Below are 16251 nucleotides of genomic sequence, written 5' to 3'. Positions count from 1 at the left end.
CTATCGTTTTAATGCAAAATGGCTTTTAAAAGTACGACCATCCTCTAAGGTGACAACAAACCAATAGTCACTTGCAGGCATATTAAAACCATTAAATGTACCATCCCATCCGGGACCGAGTGGGTCAATTTCAGCTAATAATTTTCCATAACGATCAAAAATTAGAACTTGGGAGTTAGGTTGAAAATTGCTAGAAATCCCTTTGACTTGCCAAGTAGGATTAAAAGTATCTCCATTTGGTGTAAAAAACTTAGGAAACCCTATTACTGATACAACCTCGTTAACGGTTCCGCAATTATTTTCTATATCGCGAACATAAACGGTATGAAATCCAAAACTAACATTTTCAAAGATGTTACTTTCTTGGTAAGGACCTGCAGGGTTATCCAATGCATAGTCATAAACACCTTCACCAGTTACAAAGACTGAAATGGTGTTATTTGAGGTCGCATCTGTCACTTGTATTTCTGCGAATGTTGCTATATCTGATGCTAATACATTAATCGTTCTATCTTTAAAACAACCCTCTGTAGAGGTCACTCTCACTGTATAAGTTCCAGGCTCATTAACTTCAATTTCAAATTCGTCCTCATCTGTAGACCAATCGTAATAGTAATTATTAGGCGTATCATCAATTAACCCTCCTGTCAATATTATGGTTTGTGGGAATGTATTTAAACAATAATATAGATCTTCTTGGATGATGATATTAGGTAATTCAAAAACAGTGAGTTCTATATCACTTATGCCAAAGCAAGCATTCATGTTTTCAACGCGAGCATAGATCGTTTGGTTGTAAGCTATTGTATTTGTGAAACTATTTCCTAAAGGATTATCTTCTAATAAACCCTCTTGATAGGTTTCATAGAATCTGACCTCTAGATCGGGATCAATCCCAAAGAGAATAGCGTCTACAGCACTGGTAAGATTAAAATTATAGAACCCATCTTCAGTACCATCATCATCACAAACTTCAATTGTGGTACTATTTGAAGATGTAGAACTCGCTTGCAAGCTAAGCTCAGCAATGTTAGTACAACCAGTATCTGTATTAGTGACTAAGGCATAAATAATATGCGGATTAAAATAATTCTCAAAAGCATCTGCATTGAGTTCATCTTCGTTATTTTCTAAATCTGTTAGCGACACATAAAACTGAATCGTTCTATTAGCACCACCACCAGTAATATCATCAAATACTTGATTGAGATCAAAGGTGGTGAAGCCTTCTGGAATCCCATCTTCATCACATTGTGTTAATGTGGCGTCAATAGCGTCGGGAGCATCGTTTATAGTCAGAATAAATGAACCTGTAGAGAAACAATCTGTATTTGCATTATTCTCTATTCTCACAAATATTTCTTCTGTATAAGCTGTTGTATTTGTATAAGAATTTAGAAAAATATCGGTGTTATCATCTGCATCTTGCTGCGATGGATGAAATGTTATCGCGTATAACAAGGGCTCTTGTGTAAATAGAATTCCTGCATTGAGTCCATCTAAAGTTATGGTCGTAAAACCGTCCATATTATTCCCATTAAAATCGGTATCACAAACTGTAATATCATCAAGGGTACTTATTACTGGTGTAATAGAAACTGTAAGTGTAAAAGATGTTGTTGCGTAACAATTAACGTTATCGTTATTATCTACGCGAGCATAGATAATTTGCGGATTCTCAGTCGCTGTAAAATTGCCAATAATTTCGTTGGTATTATTATCTGCCTCTTCCTGTGAAGTGAAATAATGAACCGAGTATTGCAAAGAGTCTTGTGTGTCTAAAATAGCTGAGTCTTGAGCGGTTAAATCAAAAACAGAAACTTCAGTAAAATCACAATTGACCATATTTTGAGGTTGTGTGGCTGTTGGGATGTCAAATACACCAACAAAAGCTTCACCTTCAATAGGACATTCACCACTGTTCGGTTCTATAAAAACTTCATAAAACCCTGGCTCGTTAATATCTAATTCAAATGTTATTTCGGTTAATTCAATACCATCTTTTGTCCATGAATAAGTACCTCCGGCAACATCCTCTGCAGTTAAAGTGAAACTGTCACCTGTACACAATTTAAGCTCTGTGGTACTAATCCCATTTTGGATGATATCAATTTGTGAGTTAAAAAGCGACTGGATAAAAGGTGGTAAACCAATACGACTTGTGTTTTGAAACCCACCATTAATATCCAGTAGAATCCCCGTTTCATCATAGTTAGTGGCACTACCAGTTTCTTCAGGATTATTAATGATACCCATAAAGTTTCCAGTATTTGGAAACGGTACATTAAAATTTACACTAAAATCAATTTGCGCCCTATATATACGTTTGTCCAAGCCTAATTGTAGCGCTCCAGCACTAAATACTGTGGATTGATGAATGATTTCAATAGAATTAGGAATATCAGAACTTTCTAAATCCCATTGGTATATAGTGCTGTCTCCACCGCCTCCAATTCCTGCACCAACGCTTGCATATATTTTTCTGTTTTCCGCAGAAAACTCAACACCATAAGGACTATCACCCTGATCTGGGCCATATAACTCAACCGAATTTGATACAATTCCTGTATCGTTGTCAAAGTCTAACAAATAGACGCCACCAGGAGCATTGCCCGCTTGTTCCGTCGCAAAGCCTAAATGAGCAACTGCCAATTTAGACCCATCAGGAGAGGCTTTAAGATAACCAAGAGCATTTCGACGATATCCAGAAATAGGAACCTCAGGGCCAACAGTCGAAATTACAGGGGTTGTATTTACCCCATTAATATCTACTTTAAACGCATAGTATTTATCAATAAAATGAGTGATTACCCAAAATGAAGAGCAATCATCTGCTTTTACAGCTGTAATTTTTTCAGAGCATTTATAGGCTTCCTCTAACGGATTAGCCACATCATAGGTAATTAATGGAATGTTTTTTTCAGTGTCTACGACATCTCCTAAACCACCATCTAAAGTAACATCGACCAAAGAGTAAGCAAATCCATTATTAAAACCATCATCTTCTTCAGGGGCGGAAGTCCCTCCTTGATAAGTCCCTGTATATTGATTGGGAAAAGCATTTGCATTTAAATGATGAGGTTCATCAACAGTAAAAATATAATATTGCGTTGGGTCTTGTGGTTTTGGCACGATTAGTCCCGAGGAGGTACTCGAGGGGTCACCTAAAAGTCCTGTACCACCAAAATAATCACCATTGGCCATTATTTCATGGTTTTGATTCCATACGGTTCTTCCGTCTGTATAAAACAAAAGATCACCAGTAGTATCTGAGATTGAAGTACAGCCTTCTAAAGTATCTATTTGACCATCTGTAATTGCAGTAACCGTCCCGTTACCCGAATTAAATCGCAATCCAGCATTTTGTCCAAAATACCAGTAGGAGGCTTCTTGTTGTGCAAAAGTATAGGCAATGCAAAGGAGTGCTACTAATAATATGAGGGATTTTTTTTTCATGTAATCGTCGCAATTAACTTAGAAAGTCTTGTGAAGTTAACTTGGCTTTTTCTTTTACCTACAAAACATCCATTTTGAACTCTAATTTTATGATTTTTTATAAACGTAGCGATGCTACGTCGAGAAAAAATAATTTCATTTTAGCACAAAAGCTATATTTTTCGGTTTAAAACAAAAAGCCAAGATAACTTTAAGAATAGAACAGTTAACTACGTAAAATTCCTACTTTTTCTTCGGAAATTTTAATCAGTCAATACAGTTTCTTTTTCAAAAAGACTAACCCTTTAAAGGTATTACAAATCTCGCTTCTTTAATAATCTATACGATAAAAAGATAAATAAAGCAGTCCAAGCCATAACGATGGCTATTTCATACCAATGTACTCCAAAATCATATAAAAAATCTTGACCGTTTGGTGCTTTTGAGATGGCGATACGTTGAAACGGTTGGTCAATAAGTTTATACATGGATTTTAATGGAAAGAAATTCTGAATTTTAGTTGCAGTACTTTCGTTAATTTTCCATGCTAATATCCCGAAGATAATCCACTCTAAAATGAACAATACGAATAGGAACGCCAATGCAAAAGCTGAACGTTTTACTAACATACCTAAGAATAAGCATAAACTGAAAAAGCCGACTAGTTTTATGAAATAGGCGAAAAGAAATTCTGTGTCTCTAAAGATAAGATGTAATTCGTCAATGCTCGAGTAAAATAAGCCGACTAATAAACAGATGATAAACACTAACAGCGTTGCCAATGCAGAAAAGAAAATAATGGTATAAAATTTAGAGAGTATGAATTCTTTTTTGCTCAAGCCGTCAATTAAATTTTGCTTAATGGTTTTGTTACTGTATTCGTTACCAACCATACTTACAACGACAATGGCAAAGAAGAGTTTAAATTGTGATGCAAAAAAGGTCACAATATGCCATACAATAGGAAAATTAAAAACGCCATAATGTCCTACTTCTAGAGTGAAATAATTAAATACATTAAATCGTATAGAGGATAGTAGAATAATAAAAAATGGCAGTACAAACGATATAAAAATGAGAACTTTACTAGCTCTATTAAGCAGTAATTTTTGAAGTTCTAGTTGCAGTAATCTTAACATGGTGGTTGATTTTTTTATTCTGAAGTAAAAAATATTCAGAACGCTTTATGGTTGACGATTATAATTCTGTGTGGTCTGTTAATTGCAAGAATTGTTCTTCTAAGCTTTCTTTGCGTTTAACAAGGTGAGAAAGGATAATGCCCTTTTCAAACATGAGCGTGTTAAATTCTGGAGCATCCATAGGAATATTTAAAAACGCAGTGATGAGCTGGTCTTCAACTTTTATATTTCCGAAGGACGTATGATTTTCTAATAATTTGATAAGCTCATCATGCTTTTTTGCTTTAAGTTCAAAGAAGCCATGACTCGATATCATCTCGTCCACACGACCAGAATATAACTTCTCACCTTTTCTTAATACAACAACATGAGAACACACTTTTTCAACTTCATCGAGCAGGTGAGAAGCCAATAGTATGGTTGTGCCTTTGCTTGCTATATCTTTAATGATTTTACGAATTTGATGAATCCCTTGAGGATCAAGACCATTTGTAGGTTCATCAAGAATTAAGATCTCTGGGTCATTTAACAACGCCGAAGCAATTGCCAAACGCTGTTTCATACCTAACGAGTAGGTGCTAAACTTATGGTCTTTTCTATCTAAAAGTCCTACAACCTCTAGCTTTTCTATTATTTTACTTCTATCAACACCTTTTATCCTACAAACTAACCTTAAGTTTTGCGCAGCTGTCATGTAAGGATAAAAGTTTGGTCGTTCAATAATGGCACCTACTTTTTTAAGCGCATCATGAGTTGTGGTATTACCATCAAACCAATGGAAACTCCCTTCGGTTTTATTGACAACGTTTAAAACGATTCCTAGAGTTGTTGATTTTCCACTTCCATTTGGTCCTAGAATTCCGTATACATTGCCTTTATTAATGGTAAATGATAAATCTTTGACAGCAGTGAGGTAGCCAAATTTTTTGGTGAGATTAGTAATGGTTAAAATTGGTTCCAAAATTTGATTGATTTTTCTACGGAAAAGTTTTCAGCAGTGGTTGATTATATCAATACGACGAGCATATGCAGGAATTGTTACAGAAAAAATAAGCAACCTTTAAATTAGATGTCACAATTAAAGCATCATCATAACCACTAAAACAAAAATAATCGTATTAATTGCCAATCGTACCGATCTCATTTTAGATTTCAAAAGCAGTTGAAATACAGATAATACAATCAATAAACCAGTAACAATTAGTAACTGTGCTAATTCTATCCCAACATTAAAACCTAAAAGGGGTAACACAATAGACTCATCGTCAAACAGCATCATTTTGATATAGTTTGAAAATCCTAAACCATGGATTAATCCAAAGATTAACAAAATGATATAAGTAATGACTAATTGTTGTTTAGACTGCTTGTCTTTCAGCAGTACATAAAAATTATTAATACAACTTAGTAGAATGGTAATAGGAATGAGGAGTTCTATTGTATCTGCATTAATGGTCACCAATTCTAATCCAGAAAGAAATAAAGTGATGCAATGACCAAAGGTAAACGCAGTAACTAAACCTATAATTTTCTTCCAGTCTTTAAAAGAGAAAAGAATACAAAATGAAAGTATGAAATAGAAATGGTCAAGGCCATCTAGGTCTAAAATATGAATGATGCCCTCTTTTAAGTAAAACCAAAAATCAGTCATAGATTAGAAATACTTAATTCCAATTCTCATCAAAATCGAGATCGCTATAATCGTCGACATCTAGCTCATCGTCATTAAATTCGTTTAAATCGTCATCAAAATTTTCGGCTTCAAAAGTTTTTTCTGGAGCTGAGTCTGGTATTTGGCCATGAACAAACATGAGATTAGGATAGTCTGTGCCTTCTGTTTCTTCAACAATTTCAGCAAGTTCGACGAGAAACGTCCACATGCTTAGAAAGTCATACACATAAATAAGTTTGGTTTGTGATTGGTCAAGAACAGTATTGAGGATTGTTTCGCTCATCGTTCTCGTGTCATTATGACCTTCACTAACATCATACATCGAGATTTCCTCACCTTGTTCCCAATCTTCATTGCTTACATAAAAAGAGGCCATTTCTAATCCTTCAAAACCAAAAGATTGAGTAATAGCATTATGTAAATCTTCTAAAGAATCGGTTTCCCGAATTTCAATATCTCTAAAAATATCGTCTTCTGTATCGTTGTCAAGTATGGCTCTAAATCTGTAAATCATGTTCATTAATTAGATTACAAAGGTACTGTTAATGTACAAATAAGTTTTATGTTAGAAGCGCTTTTTTACGCTTGCTTTCTAAATAAATATAAAACTGTATTCCAAACATTATCAGCGCAATAACTAAATGTAAAGGTTGTGATAAAAACGGGAAATCAAAGTAGAACATGGCAATTCCTGAAATGATTTCAGCAAGGATACACAACATCAAAAGATAGGTCTTCACGTAGCCTAAATTTAATTTTTTACTTCTAAAAAAGAGCCAGCCATTGATCACAAGGATTAAAACAGAAAAACTACGATGCACATAAAATTGCAAGGTTGGATGCTCCATCCATAGGGATTTTATATAACCAATATCTTTAACACGTTCGTCGATATGCTGTCTCACTTGAGTACCTAACACGATTTGAACTAACGATAATGCAAGAGCTACTAAGATTACATTTCTAAAGGCCACATCAAACACCTGATTTCTAAACCTGAGTTTTGATGCGTAAATCAAGTATAAAACAATGGCAACAATAACCATTGCCATGACCATGTGAACAGTTATCTTAAAAGGCGCTAAATTAGAATCAACAACTGTTTTTCCCAACCAGGCTTGAAATGCCATTCCAAAAACTGTGGCGATTGATAAGATGGTCAACCATTTGTTTTTTCGCCATAACCAAAATGATAAAATAGTAAATATTAAAATCGGAATTCCAGATAATGCACCTAGCAATCTGTTGATATATTCAACCCAAGTATGTGTGGCGTTAAATTGGGCGTAATCGTGTGCTGTGTACGATTCCCAATTATTTAGATTTAGAATTTCCGAAGAATTGAAATGCTCAGTAGCCACTAACAAGGCCTCATCTTTGATGATGATTATACCTTTATCGTAAGCGTGATTGGGTTTGAATTGTAATTCTGAAATTTCTGTTGGCGGAATATAATAGCCAAAACATTTTGGCCAGTCTGGGCAACCCATTCCAGAACCTGTCATGCGAACAACTGCTCCAGCAATGATTACTAAGTAAACCAGAACTAATGCTATTTTTGCGGATTTTCTAAACGGTTTTTGCATACTTTAAATTATCTTTTTAAAACATAAACTATTTTCCATATCTACATATTGACTATAGTTTGTAATACTCTTATAGTCATTCTTTTTATAAAAAGCAACTGCTTCCTTTTGACGAATACCTGTTTCGAGAACGCAAGCCTTATAGTTTAATTCTGAAGCCCAAAGTTCTAATGCTTTTAAAATTGCCGAAGCTATTCCGTTACCTCGCATTTCAGGCTTGGTAAACATGCGCTTTATTTCAACACTTAAACTCTCAAATTCTTTAAAAGCACCACAACCTGCTAGTTCATCATTGACATAGGCAACGAGGACATTATTTAAAATATCAATACCGTTAAATTGGTTGTAGAAGTCGTGTTCATCGCCATCTGTTATTTTTAGATACGCATCTAATTCTGTAACCAACTTGTTAAAATCTCTATTTTTTGAATCTGTTCTTATGATTTTAATCATAATTATACGTTTACTTTTAATCCTAAGCGTTTACCCTCCCTCAACATCAATTCGTAAGCAGCATCATATTCATTTGGAATATCGCCTTCCAAAATTGCTTCTTTAATCAATTCTTTAATTTGTCCAATCTCTCGAGATGGTTTCAAACTAAAAGTGGTCATAATTTCCTCTCCAGAAATTGGTGGTTGAAAATTACGAACATGATCTCTAGCTTCAACTTCATCAATTTTTTGACGCACTATTTTAAAATTGTTATGATACTTATTGAATTTCTTAGAATTTTTAGTCGTGATATCTGCTTCACACAATACCATCAAATCTTCCACAAAGTCTCCGGCATCAAAAACCAAGCGTCGCACGGCAGAATCTGTCACCAACTCTTGAGCTAAAACAATTGGTCGAGAACTCATAAATACCATTTTTTGGACGAATTTCATTTTATCATTCAAGGGCATTTTTAGTCGCTTAAATAAATGATAAACCATTTTTGCGCCTTCAAATTCGTGTGCATGAAATGTCCAGCCTACTTTTTTACTAAATTTTTTGGTTGGGGCTTTCCCAATATCATGTAATAAAGCCGCCCAACGTAACCAGAGGTTATCTGTGTTTTTAGAGATGTTATCTACGACTTCTAAGGTGTGATAAAAATTATCTTTATGGGTTTGACCTTCAACTTCATCAATGCCTTTTAGAGCGGTGAGCTCAGGTAAAATGTGTTTTAAAAGCCCCGTTTTCTCCAAATGTAAAAAGCCTATTGACGACTTGTCACTTTCTAGAATCTTATTGAGTTCTACAACGATACGCTCGTTAGTGATAATATTTATGCGCTCGCTATTTCTAGAAATCGCTTCTAAAGAGTCATCTTCAATGGTGAAATGAAGTTGCGTTGCAAAACGTATGGCGCGCATCATTCTTAATGGGTCGTCACTATAGGTGATATCTGGATCTAAAGGTGTGCGTATTATTTTAGTCTCTAAATCTTTTATACCATTGAATGGGTCTAACAAATTTCCGAAGGAATTCTCATCAAGATGCAAAGCCATGGCATTGATCGTAAAATCTCTACGGTTTTGATCGTCTTGTAAGGTTCCGTTTTCTACAACAGGATTTCTACTGCTTTCACTATAGGATTCTTTACGAGCTCCAACAAACTCAATATCCATATCCTGATGCACTAACATTGCAGTTCCGTAAGTTTTAAATACTTGAACTTTTGGACGATGTGGTAAATTTTTTGCCACTTGTTTGGCGAGTGCTATTCCGCTGCCAATCGCAACAATATCAATATCTTTATGTTCACCACGATTTAAAAGATAATCACGAACAAAACCACCAATAACATAACTATCAAGCCCTATTTCTTTTGCAGATTTAGAGATGATTTTGAATAGATCGTTCTGTAAGGCTTCTTTATAATTTGTCTTAGACATTTGTATTCATGTATTCGTGGTAACGAGATATTACTCTCGTATAATCTTCACCATACCAACATTACTTAATTTAATAATTGTAGATAGTTGTGATTGACTTTTTTCGTTTTGCAAATTTACGACATAGTCCACACCTTTTAAAATCTCCTCACTTATTTCTTTGAATGATTTAGGAGTGGGTTGACCACTAATATTGGCTGATGTAGAAACCAATGGTTTTTTTAAGTACCTGATTAACTTTTCGCAGAATTTATTCTTAATCACTCGAATAGCTAAAGTATTATCGTCTGCTATTAAATTCTCTGCGACTCCTGCAGGGTGGTCATAAATAATGGTTGTTGGTTTTACAGCTATGTCTAGAATTGTATAGGCCATAGTAGGGACGTTATCTACATGTCTCTCTAGCATACCATAATTATTAACCAAACAAATTAATGCTTTAGAGTCAGTTCGTTGCTTTAGCTTGTATACTTTTTTTACAGCTTCATAATTAGTTGCGTCACAGCCAATACCCCAAACCGTGTCAGTTGGGTAGAGTATGAGCCCGCCTTGTTTTAAAACCTCAATAGCTTCTTGTAATGCTATATCCATGATATTATAAATTACGAGCTACTGTAGCAAATTGTTTGTATTTCATATCCATTCCAGTAAATAATAAAGGAATATTATAAAGGTAAGGCTTCAAAGACTTACTAGGGCTAATTCCCTCGTGGCTTACAATTTCGTAGCCTAAACTTTCATACATTTTTCTAATACTTTTTTTAGTAAACCATCGCAAATGTGTTTTATCCATGACACCATGCTCTGCATAATCCCAATTACCGTCTATAACTAACATTTTAAGTACTCTAAAATGTCTAAGATTAGGAATTGAACTTATTACTAATCCATTAGCTTTAAGTTTAGATTTTAAATCTCTTAAAACAGCATCTGGATAAGCTAAATGCTCTAGCACATCATTAAAATAAATGGCATCAAAATAATTATCTGGTAAATCTTTAATAAAATCTTCAACGCCACCAATAAAAACCTTATCGAGAATGTTTTTAGCAAGGTTACCTTCTTCTTTCATGTATTCTATTCCCCAAACCTCTGCATCGTTGTAGTCTTTAATTTGAGCAGCAAAAGCACCTTGGCCACATCCTACTTCTAAAACTGTTTGAGCTTCCTTAGGTAAATAATCGAGCATCTCTTCTCTAGGAAAATTATAGTATGCTTTTGCTTTGTTTTCGTACTCCATAAGGTGTTTTTCGTAGTTAAGGTTTCATTGAGTAAACTAAAGAGTTCCCTCCTTTTAAAATAATTTTAAAGGAAGAGAAGTGTTTTTTAGGTTTTAAAATAGACTTAAATCCATATTTAAAAAGCAATATAATTCTTAATATGTAATAATACATATAACTGTAGTTTTTTTGAATCACATATAAGTAGGAAATCGTAAACTCATTTTTAATTTTAACGTTTGAAGAGCTTTTACCCATATAATGTATAAATGTAGATTCTGGATAAAAAATAGTTTGATAGCCTTTCTTTTTTAATCGAAGACAGATATCCATTTCTTCATAAAACAAAAATATGTTCGGGTCAAAACCACCAGAGACTTCATAAGCTTCTTTTTTGAAAAACATAAACGCACCAGAGACTAAATCAACTTCAAAAGGACTTGTTAAATCACTATTTGTTTTTTTTGAATAATATTTTATTGGTTTTTTCTGATTAAAAAGATGATATTTTAAATCTATAAATTGCCTGAAACTATATTTAAATCGTTCATTTTCTTTATTAACTTGATGAAGACCCATAACTCCTGCATTCTTATCGCTATAACTGTAGTTTAATAACTTTAGTAATGTGTTTTCTGTCAGTTCAGCGTCATTATTTATAAACGCATAATGATTTCCTTTTGCAAATTGATAACCAAAATGATTTCCTCCTCCAAAGCCTAAGTTGATTTTGCTTTTTAAAAAGCTAATGGGTTTATTTTCTAAAAAAGTATTTAGAGCTTTTATGTCTTCCGAAGATGAATTATTATCTACTACAATTATTTCAAATGTTACTTTTTTAGTATATTTATAAATTGATTCTATACAGTTGATGGTGTAGTTTGCAGAATTAAAATTTACAATAATAATAGAAATATCCATAGGCTCTAAGCTGCGCAAATTTAATCAAAAAATTAATGCTTTACGAGATTAAGTTTTCTTAAATGATTAATATTGTAGCATTCCAAAGTATAAATATGAAGAAAATACAAGTAGGTTTTTTGTTATCATATGATTATGAAAAGTTGAAACTTTCAATTCCTCCGGTTTATAATTTAGCAGATGCTATTTTCTTGGCGATGGATGAAGAACAGCGAACATGGTCAGGGGAACGCTTTAAGATTGATCCTGATTTTTATGAGTGGTTAAAAGGTTTCGACAAGGATAATAAAATCACTATTTACAGAGATAATTTTTATGTACCTGAGTTGTCGGCAATTAAAAATGACACCAGAGAGAGACACATGTTATCTCTTAAAATGGGAATTGGGAATTGGTTAGTTCAAGTAGATTCTGATGAGATATTTATTAACTTCTCTAATTTTGTTAACGAATTAAGAGTACACGATCAGTATTTAGAATATCCCGAAAAAAATCCTATTCAAATCGCTGGGTTTTTAATTAATATCTACAAGTATTTAGATGATGGAATTTTATATGTGGATGAACCTACAAAAGTATTGTTAGCCACAAATTATCCAAATTATAAAGTTGCTAGAAAAACAAAAGAGCGTATTATCTATACGAATAATGTTTTACTGCATGAGTGTCTGTCTAGAACAGAAAAGGAACTAAAATTTAAGCTCGATAATTGGGGACATAATGTAGATGTGAATCAAGAATTTTTTGAAAAATGGCGCAAAGCAGATAAAAATAATTATCAAACCATTAAAAATGTATTTTATTTAGAACCACATAAATGGAAGAAACTTGGTTTTTTTGAATCAAAAAACTTAGATAAAATTAAAGACCTTATTAAAGAGAGACCTAGTCTAACTTTAACTAAACTATATTTATTCGGTAAAAATTTCGGACAGTGGTTTAAGTTTTTGAAGGTTATTAAAGGTAACAAAAAGCGTGATTTTGAATCTTATTTTTAATTCATGAAATCTCTAAAAAGTAGTTTAATAATTTCAACTTATAATTGGCCGGATGCACTTAATCTTGTGTTGGCTAGTGTATTGAATCAGGTCGTTATGCCTAGCGAAATTTTAATTGCAGATGATGGTTCAACGCCAGATACTAAAAGGCTTATTGAAAATTATAAATCTAAACTATCTGTGCCAATCGTGCATGTTTGGCATGAAGATATTGGATTTACTAAAGCGACGATATTAAATAAGGCGATAGCGCAATCCAAAGGCGAATATATTGTTCAAGTGGACGGTGATTGTATTGTGCACCCTAACTTTATTAAAGATCATTTGACATTTGCAACGGAAAATTGCTATCTATACGGAAGTCGGGTAAATATCCAAAAAGCTTATCTAGAAAAATTGTTCACTAATCAGCAAGTTCAATTTGGTCCTTTTTCCGAAGGTATAAATAAACGTACAAGAGCGCTATATAGTCCTATTTTAAGTCAGTTTTATAAACCAAAGCTTCAACTTTCTAAAAAATTTAGAGGGTGTAACACCTCTTATTATAAATCAGATTTTATCGCTGTTAACGGTTATAATGAAGATTTTAAAGGTTGGGGAAGAGAAGATTCTGAATTGGCACTGCGGTTTTTGAATTTCGGATTAAAATCAAGACGCTTACGTTACAGAGGGATAGTCTATCATGTCTATCACCTTGAAAAATCGAAAAGCAGAATTGAGCTTAATAATGATATAGAGTTAAAAACTAGTACTGAAAAGTTATCTTGGACAGTAAATGGTATTAATAAATATTTAAGTGAGTAGAACAAAACAAATACACGACAGTTTTAAGCATAACGAGGCTTTTTTGGATGATATCATTACAAATTATGATACCAAAGGCGACCATTTTGGGAACCAAGAAAGAAACTCGTTAAAGTTATTCAAGCTTGATGATAAAACGCTTAACGTGAAGTCGTTTAGAATTCCTAATCTTATCAACCAAATTGCGTATCGTTTTTTTAGAAAAAGCAAAGCGCAACGCTCGTTTGAATATGGTAAATGGCTTCAAAGCTTAGATATTGGTACGCCACAACCCATAGGGTATTATGAATTTAAAACACCATTTCTATTCAAAAAAAGCTACTACATAAGTGAGCAATTAGATTGTGATTTGACCTATCGTGAGTTGACGACAGATTTTGAATATCCAAACCACGAAGATATCTTACGAGCGTTTACAAGATTCACATATAAAGTTCATGAAAAAAACGTACATTTTCTAGACCATTCTCCAGGAAATACTTTAATAAAAAAAGTAGGTGAGAATTACAATTTCTATTTAGTCGATTTAAATCGAATGGAATTCAAACCTTTAGATTTTGATACACGAATTAAGAACTTTTCAAAACTAACGATTCACAAGTTTATGGTGGAGATTATGAGTGACGAATATGCGAAATCTTCAGGAGAAAATTATGATGATGTATTTCGTCTCATGTGGACATACACTAAAGAGTTCCAAAATCGCTATCACAGACGTAGACGATTAAAACAGAGGATTAAATTTTGGAATAATTATGATTAGTTTCTATTTCTACGTAACAACCATAGTTTCACGTAACGAATAAATACAACATAACCTTGTATATAGCCAATTGTTAAGCCAACAATACCATCACGAAAACCACTTTGTACAATGTAATGTTTGAAAAATCCCCAAAAGGGTTTAATAATAAAGTGATAAGGTGTTAAACGCCCTGTTTTATCGTCGTAATCTTTAGCTTGCAAATTAGCATAATGATTCATTTTTTGCATGTACAAATCAAAACTTCGGTATGAGTAATGTAAGAAACTATGTTTCAGTTCCCCAATAGTGCCATTGACTTGTAGAGCTTCATGTACATTGCGATCATTGTATTGACACAGATCTCTTTTAAAAAGTCGAATCACATTATCATTTTGCCACCCACTGTAATTTACACGTTGTCCCATAAAATGATTAATACGTTTTATTCTGAAGGCGTCATGACATATTTTACCGTCATTTAAAATAGAAAGAATTTCGGTTTTTAAATCGGCAGTAACACGTTCATCTGCATCTATCAACAAAATCCATTCATATTTTGCTCGTGAAATAGCATAATTTTTTTGGACACCATAAAAATCAAACTCGCGTTGTAGTACTTTAGTAGCTAACGTTTGCGCTTTTTCAAAAGTACCATCATTACTAAAACTATCAATCACCAATATTTCATCGGCGAAATCAACGGAAGCGATGACAGATTCTATATGGTCAATTTCATTTTTAGTAGGAATAATTACGGTGAGCTTAATCATCTAATTTAATAGTATAAGGTCTATTATAACTTTTAAAAGTAAAATAATTTAAACGCCTTCTTATTTTATACTTGCGAATTAAATTTAAAGGTTTACTTTTTAAATAACTTTTGTCTTTATGCAAGAAATCTATAGTATTGTCAATCACTCTTTTGGAAGAGTTTCCATCATAATAAGGATGTAATTCTGCCACAAAGGTAGCAATATTTTTAAGTAACTCTTTAGGCTGTTTTAAAGCTTCATTGATGCTTTCTTCAATATTTTTAACCGTATTTACGTCAATTAAATAAGGGTGTTGAAAGGTGTGATTAAAAGTTACCACTGGTTTTTTTTGAAGTAAAAACTCCTGAATAGCAGAGGTTGTGTCGGCAAATAGAATGTCAGCAGTTTTAAACAAAGGCATTAGATCTGTTGTATTTATATACTGAAAATTTACGCCATTTAAGGTTTGCCATTTTTGTTTTATAACTTCGGGTAATTTTGGATGTAACACCATTTTAAAATTATAGATACCCAAATGAGATAGTCGTTTTACTTCATTAAAAACAGCCGTATTAAACGCTAAACTTAAACGTTTTGTAAAGGTGGAAGCGATTAAAATGGTGGGTTTCTTTTTTTGTATTTTCTTTTCTAAAGGAAATAAAGGATCGACTTTACTCCATCCTGTTTCTATAACTTCAAAACTTAATTTTTCTCTTTGCTTTCTTAGAAAACCTTCAGTAGAACTTGGTCCTTGCGTACAGTACAAATCAAAAAAACCACGAATTCTAAAATGTGCAAACTTGTTGTTGCTTTCTGGTCGTTTCTGTGCAAAAAAACCATGAAAAATTTGAACCTTTAGTCCAGAAATAAAATCTGGTACATCATCTGTAGCACCAAAAACAATATCTGGTTTATATGTTACGGCCTCTTCGATAGTATGTAGTTGATTGGATTTGTGTTGTAGAGCATTTTTCCCATCCTCTAAATCGCTAAACCACATAACGCTATCACCACGATTTATAATTTCTTTTTCTAAAGGATTACCGATAGGAACAGCATAACTATAAGATATATAAATTAAAAATTTGTAGTGCAT

At 33.2% G+C, this 16251-nt stretch carries 16 protein-coding genes; 3 read left to right on the top strand and 13 right to left on the bottom strand.

The window, feature by feature from the left end; all coding sequences use genetic code 11:
• The 11 genes from H593_RS0108555 to H593_RS0108505 form a co-directional block, all read right to left on the bottom strand.
• Window positions 1–3456, bottom strand: coding sequence for a T9SS type B sorting domain-containing protein (locus tag H593_RS0108555; protein WP_037051815.1), 3456 nt, complete (start codon window positions 3454–3456; stop codon window positions 1–3).
• A 293-nt stretch (window positions 3457–3749) separates the two neighbouring features.
• Window positions 3750–4574 carry an ABC transporter permease gene (locus tag H593_RS0108550; RefSeq protein ID WP_028872075.1) on the bottom strand — a complete coding sequence of 275 codons (825 nt, stop codon included), beginning with the start codon at window positions 4572–4574 and terminating at the stop codon, window positions 3750–3752.
• A gap of 58 nt (window positions 4575–4632) precedes the next feature.
• Window positions 4633–5535 (bottom strand): ABC transporter ATP-binding protein, encoded by a 903-nt coding sequence (locus H593_RS0108545; RefSeq protein WP_028872074.1) that lies wholly within the window; start codon window positions 5533–5535, stop codon window positions 4633–4635.
• Between the two features lie 117 nt (window positions 5536–5652).
• Window positions 5653–6225 carry a HupE/UreJ family protein gene (locus H593_RS0108540; protein WP_028872073.1) on the bottom strand — a complete coding sequence of 191 codons (573 nt, stop codon included), beginning with the start codon at window positions 6223–6225 and terminating at the stop codon, window positions 5653–5655.
• Window positions 6226–6238: 13 nt separating this feature from the next.
• Window positions 6239–6760 (bottom strand): IS1096 element passenger TnpR family protein, encoded by a 522-nt coding sequence (locus H593_RS0108535; RefSeq protein WP_028872072.1) that lies wholly within the window; start codon window positions 6758–6760, stop codon window positions 6239–6241.
• A gap of 46 nt (window positions 6761–6806) precedes the next feature.
• On the bottom strand, window positions 6807–7832 hold the full coding sequence (locus tag H593_RS0108530; protein ID WP_028872071.1) for a COX15/CtaA family protein: 1026 nt from the start codon (window positions 7830–7832) through the stop codon (window positions 6807–6809).
• A 3-nt stretch (window positions 7833–7835) separates the two neighbouring features.
• Window positions 7836–8285 carry a GNAT family N-acetyltransferase gene (locus tag H593_RS0108525; RefSeq protein WP_028872070.1) on the bottom strand — a complete coding sequence of 150 codons (450 nt, stop codon included), beginning with the start codon at window positions 8283–8285 and terminating at the stop codon, window positions 7836–7838.
• 2 nt (window positions 8286–8287) lie between these two features.
• Window positions 8288–9715: a CCA tRNA nucleotidyltransferase gene (locus tag H593_RS0108520; RefSeq protein WP_028872069.1), complete on the bottom strand. Its 1428-nt coding sequence runs from the start codon at window positions 9713–9715 to the stop codon at window positions 8288–8290.
• Between the two features lie 30 nt (window positions 9716–9745).
• Window positions 9746–10306 (bottom strand): L-threonylcarbamoyladenylate synthase, encoded by a 561-nt coding sequence (locus H593_RS0108515; RefSeq protein ID WP_028872068.1) that lies wholly within the window; start codon window positions 10304–10306, stop codon window positions 9746–9748.
• A 4-nt stretch (window positions 10307–10310) separates the two neighbouring features.
• Window positions 10311–10955 (bottom strand): class I SAM-dependent methyltransferase, encoded by a 645-nt coding sequence (locus H593_RS18750; RefSeq protein ID WP_037051812.1) that lies wholly within the window; start codon window positions 10953–10955, stop codon window positions 10311–10313.
• A gap of 16 nt (window positions 10956–10971) precedes the next feature.
• Window positions 10972–11856 carry a glycosyltransferase family 2 protein gene (locus H593_RS0108505; RefSeq protein WP_037051810.1) on the bottom strand — a complete coding sequence of 295 codons (885 nt, stop codon included), beginning with the start codon at window positions 11854–11856 and terminating at the stop codon, window positions 10972–10974.
• A gap of 95 nt (window positions 11857–11951) precedes the next feature.
• On the opposite strand from H593_RS0108505, the gene H593_RS0108500 reads away from it, so the two are divergent.
• Genes H593_RS0108500 through H593_RS0108490 form a run of 3 tightly spaced genes read left to right on the top strand, consistent with a single transcriptional unit; the run spans window position 11952 to window position 14421 of the window.
• Window positions 11952–12854, top strand: a complete 903-nt coding sequence (locus tag H593_RS0108500) for a hypothetical protein (RefSeq protein WP_028872066.1) — start codon at window positions 11952–11954, stop codon at window positions 12852–12854.
• Window positions 12855–12857: 3 nt separating this feature from the next.
• On the top strand, window positions 12858–13658 hold the full coding sequence (locus tag H593_RS0108495; protein WP_028872065.1) for a glycosyltransferase family 2 protein: 801 nt from the start codon (window positions 12858–12860) through the stop codon (window positions 13656–13658).
• The gene (locus H593_RS0108490) at window positions 13651–14421 is read left to right on the top strand and encodes a Kdo domain containing protein (protein WP_051229671.1); all 771 of its coding nucleotides are present in this window, start codon (window positions 13651–13653) and stop codon (window positions 14419–14421) included. The genes H593_RS0108495 and H593_RS0108490 overlap by 8 nt, the downstream gene beginning before the upstream one ends.
• Here H593_RS0108490 and H593_RS0108485 read toward each other — a convergent pair.
• Together H593_RS0108485 and H593_RS0108480 are read right to left on the bottom strand one after the other, a co-directional pair.
• A complete protein-coding gene (locus H593_RS0108485; RefSeq protein WP_028872063.1) occupies window positions 14418–15173 on the bottom strand; it encodes a glycosyltransferase family 2 protein in 756 nt (251 codons plus the stop codon). The two genes, H593_RS0108490 and H593_RS0108485, sit on opposite strands and share 4 nt — an antisense overlap.
• Entirely contained in the window at window positions 15166–16251 is a 1086-nt protein-coding gene (locus tag H593_RS0108480; protein ID WP_028872062.1) for a CDP-glycerol glycerophosphotransferase family protein, read from the bottom strand. Before H593_RS0108480 ends, H593_RS0108485 begins: the two co-directional genes overlap by 8 nt.

This window comes from Psychroserpens burtonensis DSM 12212, assembly GCF_000425305.1.
GTDB lineage: Bacteria > Bacteroidota > Bacteroidia > Flavobacteriales > Flavobacteriaceae > Psychroserpens > Psychroserpens burtonensis.
The sequence above is the reverse complement of the archived record's forward strand: the minus strand, read 5'-3'. Positions and strand labels throughout refer to the sequence as shown.

Bases quoted from the DNA above. Each gene is read 5' to 3' on its own strand.
- H593_RS0108555 (WP_037051815.1), bottom strand. From the start codon at position 3,456: ATGAAAAAAAAATCCCTCATATTATTAGTAGCACTCCTTTGCATTGCC.
- H593_RS0108550 (WP_028872075.1), bottom strand. From the start codon at position 4,574: ATGTTAAGATTACTGCAACTAGAACTTCAAAAATTACTGCTTAATAGA.
- H593_RS0108540 (WP_028872073.1), bottom strand. From the start codon at position 6,225: ATGACTGATTTTTGGTTTTACTTAAAAGAGGGCATCATTCATATTTTA.
- H593_RS0108535 (WP_028872072.1), bottom strand. From the start codon at position 6,760: ATGATTTACAGATTTAGAGCCATACTTGACAACGATACAGAAGACGAT.
- H593_RS0108530 (WP_028872071.1), bottom strand. From the start codon at position 7,832: ATGCAAAAACCGTTTAGAAAATCCGCAAAAATAGCATTAGTTCTGGTT.
- H593_RS0108525 (WP_028872070.1), bottom strand. From the start codon at position 8,285: ATGATTAAAATCATAAGAACAGATTCAAAAAATAGAGATTTTAACAAG.
- H593_RS0108520 (WP_028872069.1), bottom strand. From the start codon at position 9,715: ATGTCTAAGACAAATTATAAAGAAGCCTTACAGAACGATCTATTCAAA.
- H593_RS0108515 (WP_028872068.1), bottom strand. From the start codon at position 10,306: ATGGATATAGCATTACAAGAAGCTATTGAGGTTTTAAAACAAGGCGGG.
- H593_RS18750 (WP_037051812.1), bottom strand. From the start codon at position 10,955: ATGGAGTACGAAAACAAAGCAAAAGCATACTATAATTTTCCTAGAGAA.
- H593_RS0108505 (WP_037051810.1), bottom strand. From the start codon at position 11,856: ATGGATATTTCTATTATTATTGTAAATTTTAATTCTGCAAACTACACC.
- H593_RS0108500 (WP_028872066.1), top strand. From the start codon at position 11,952: ATGAAGAAAATACAAGTAGGTTTTTTGTTATCATATGATTATGAAAAG.
- H593_RS0108495 (WP_028872065.1), top strand. From the start codon at position 12,858: ATGAAATCTCTAAAAAGTAGTTTAATAATTTCAACTTATAATTGGCCG.
- H593_RS0108485 (WP_028872063.1), bottom strand. From the start codon at position 15,173: ATGATTAAGCTCACCGTAATTATTCCTACTAAAAATGAAATTGACCAT.
- H593_RS0108480 (WP_028872062.1), bottom strand. From the start codon at position 16,251: ATGCACTACAAATTTTTAATTTATATATCTTATAGTTATGCTGTTCCT.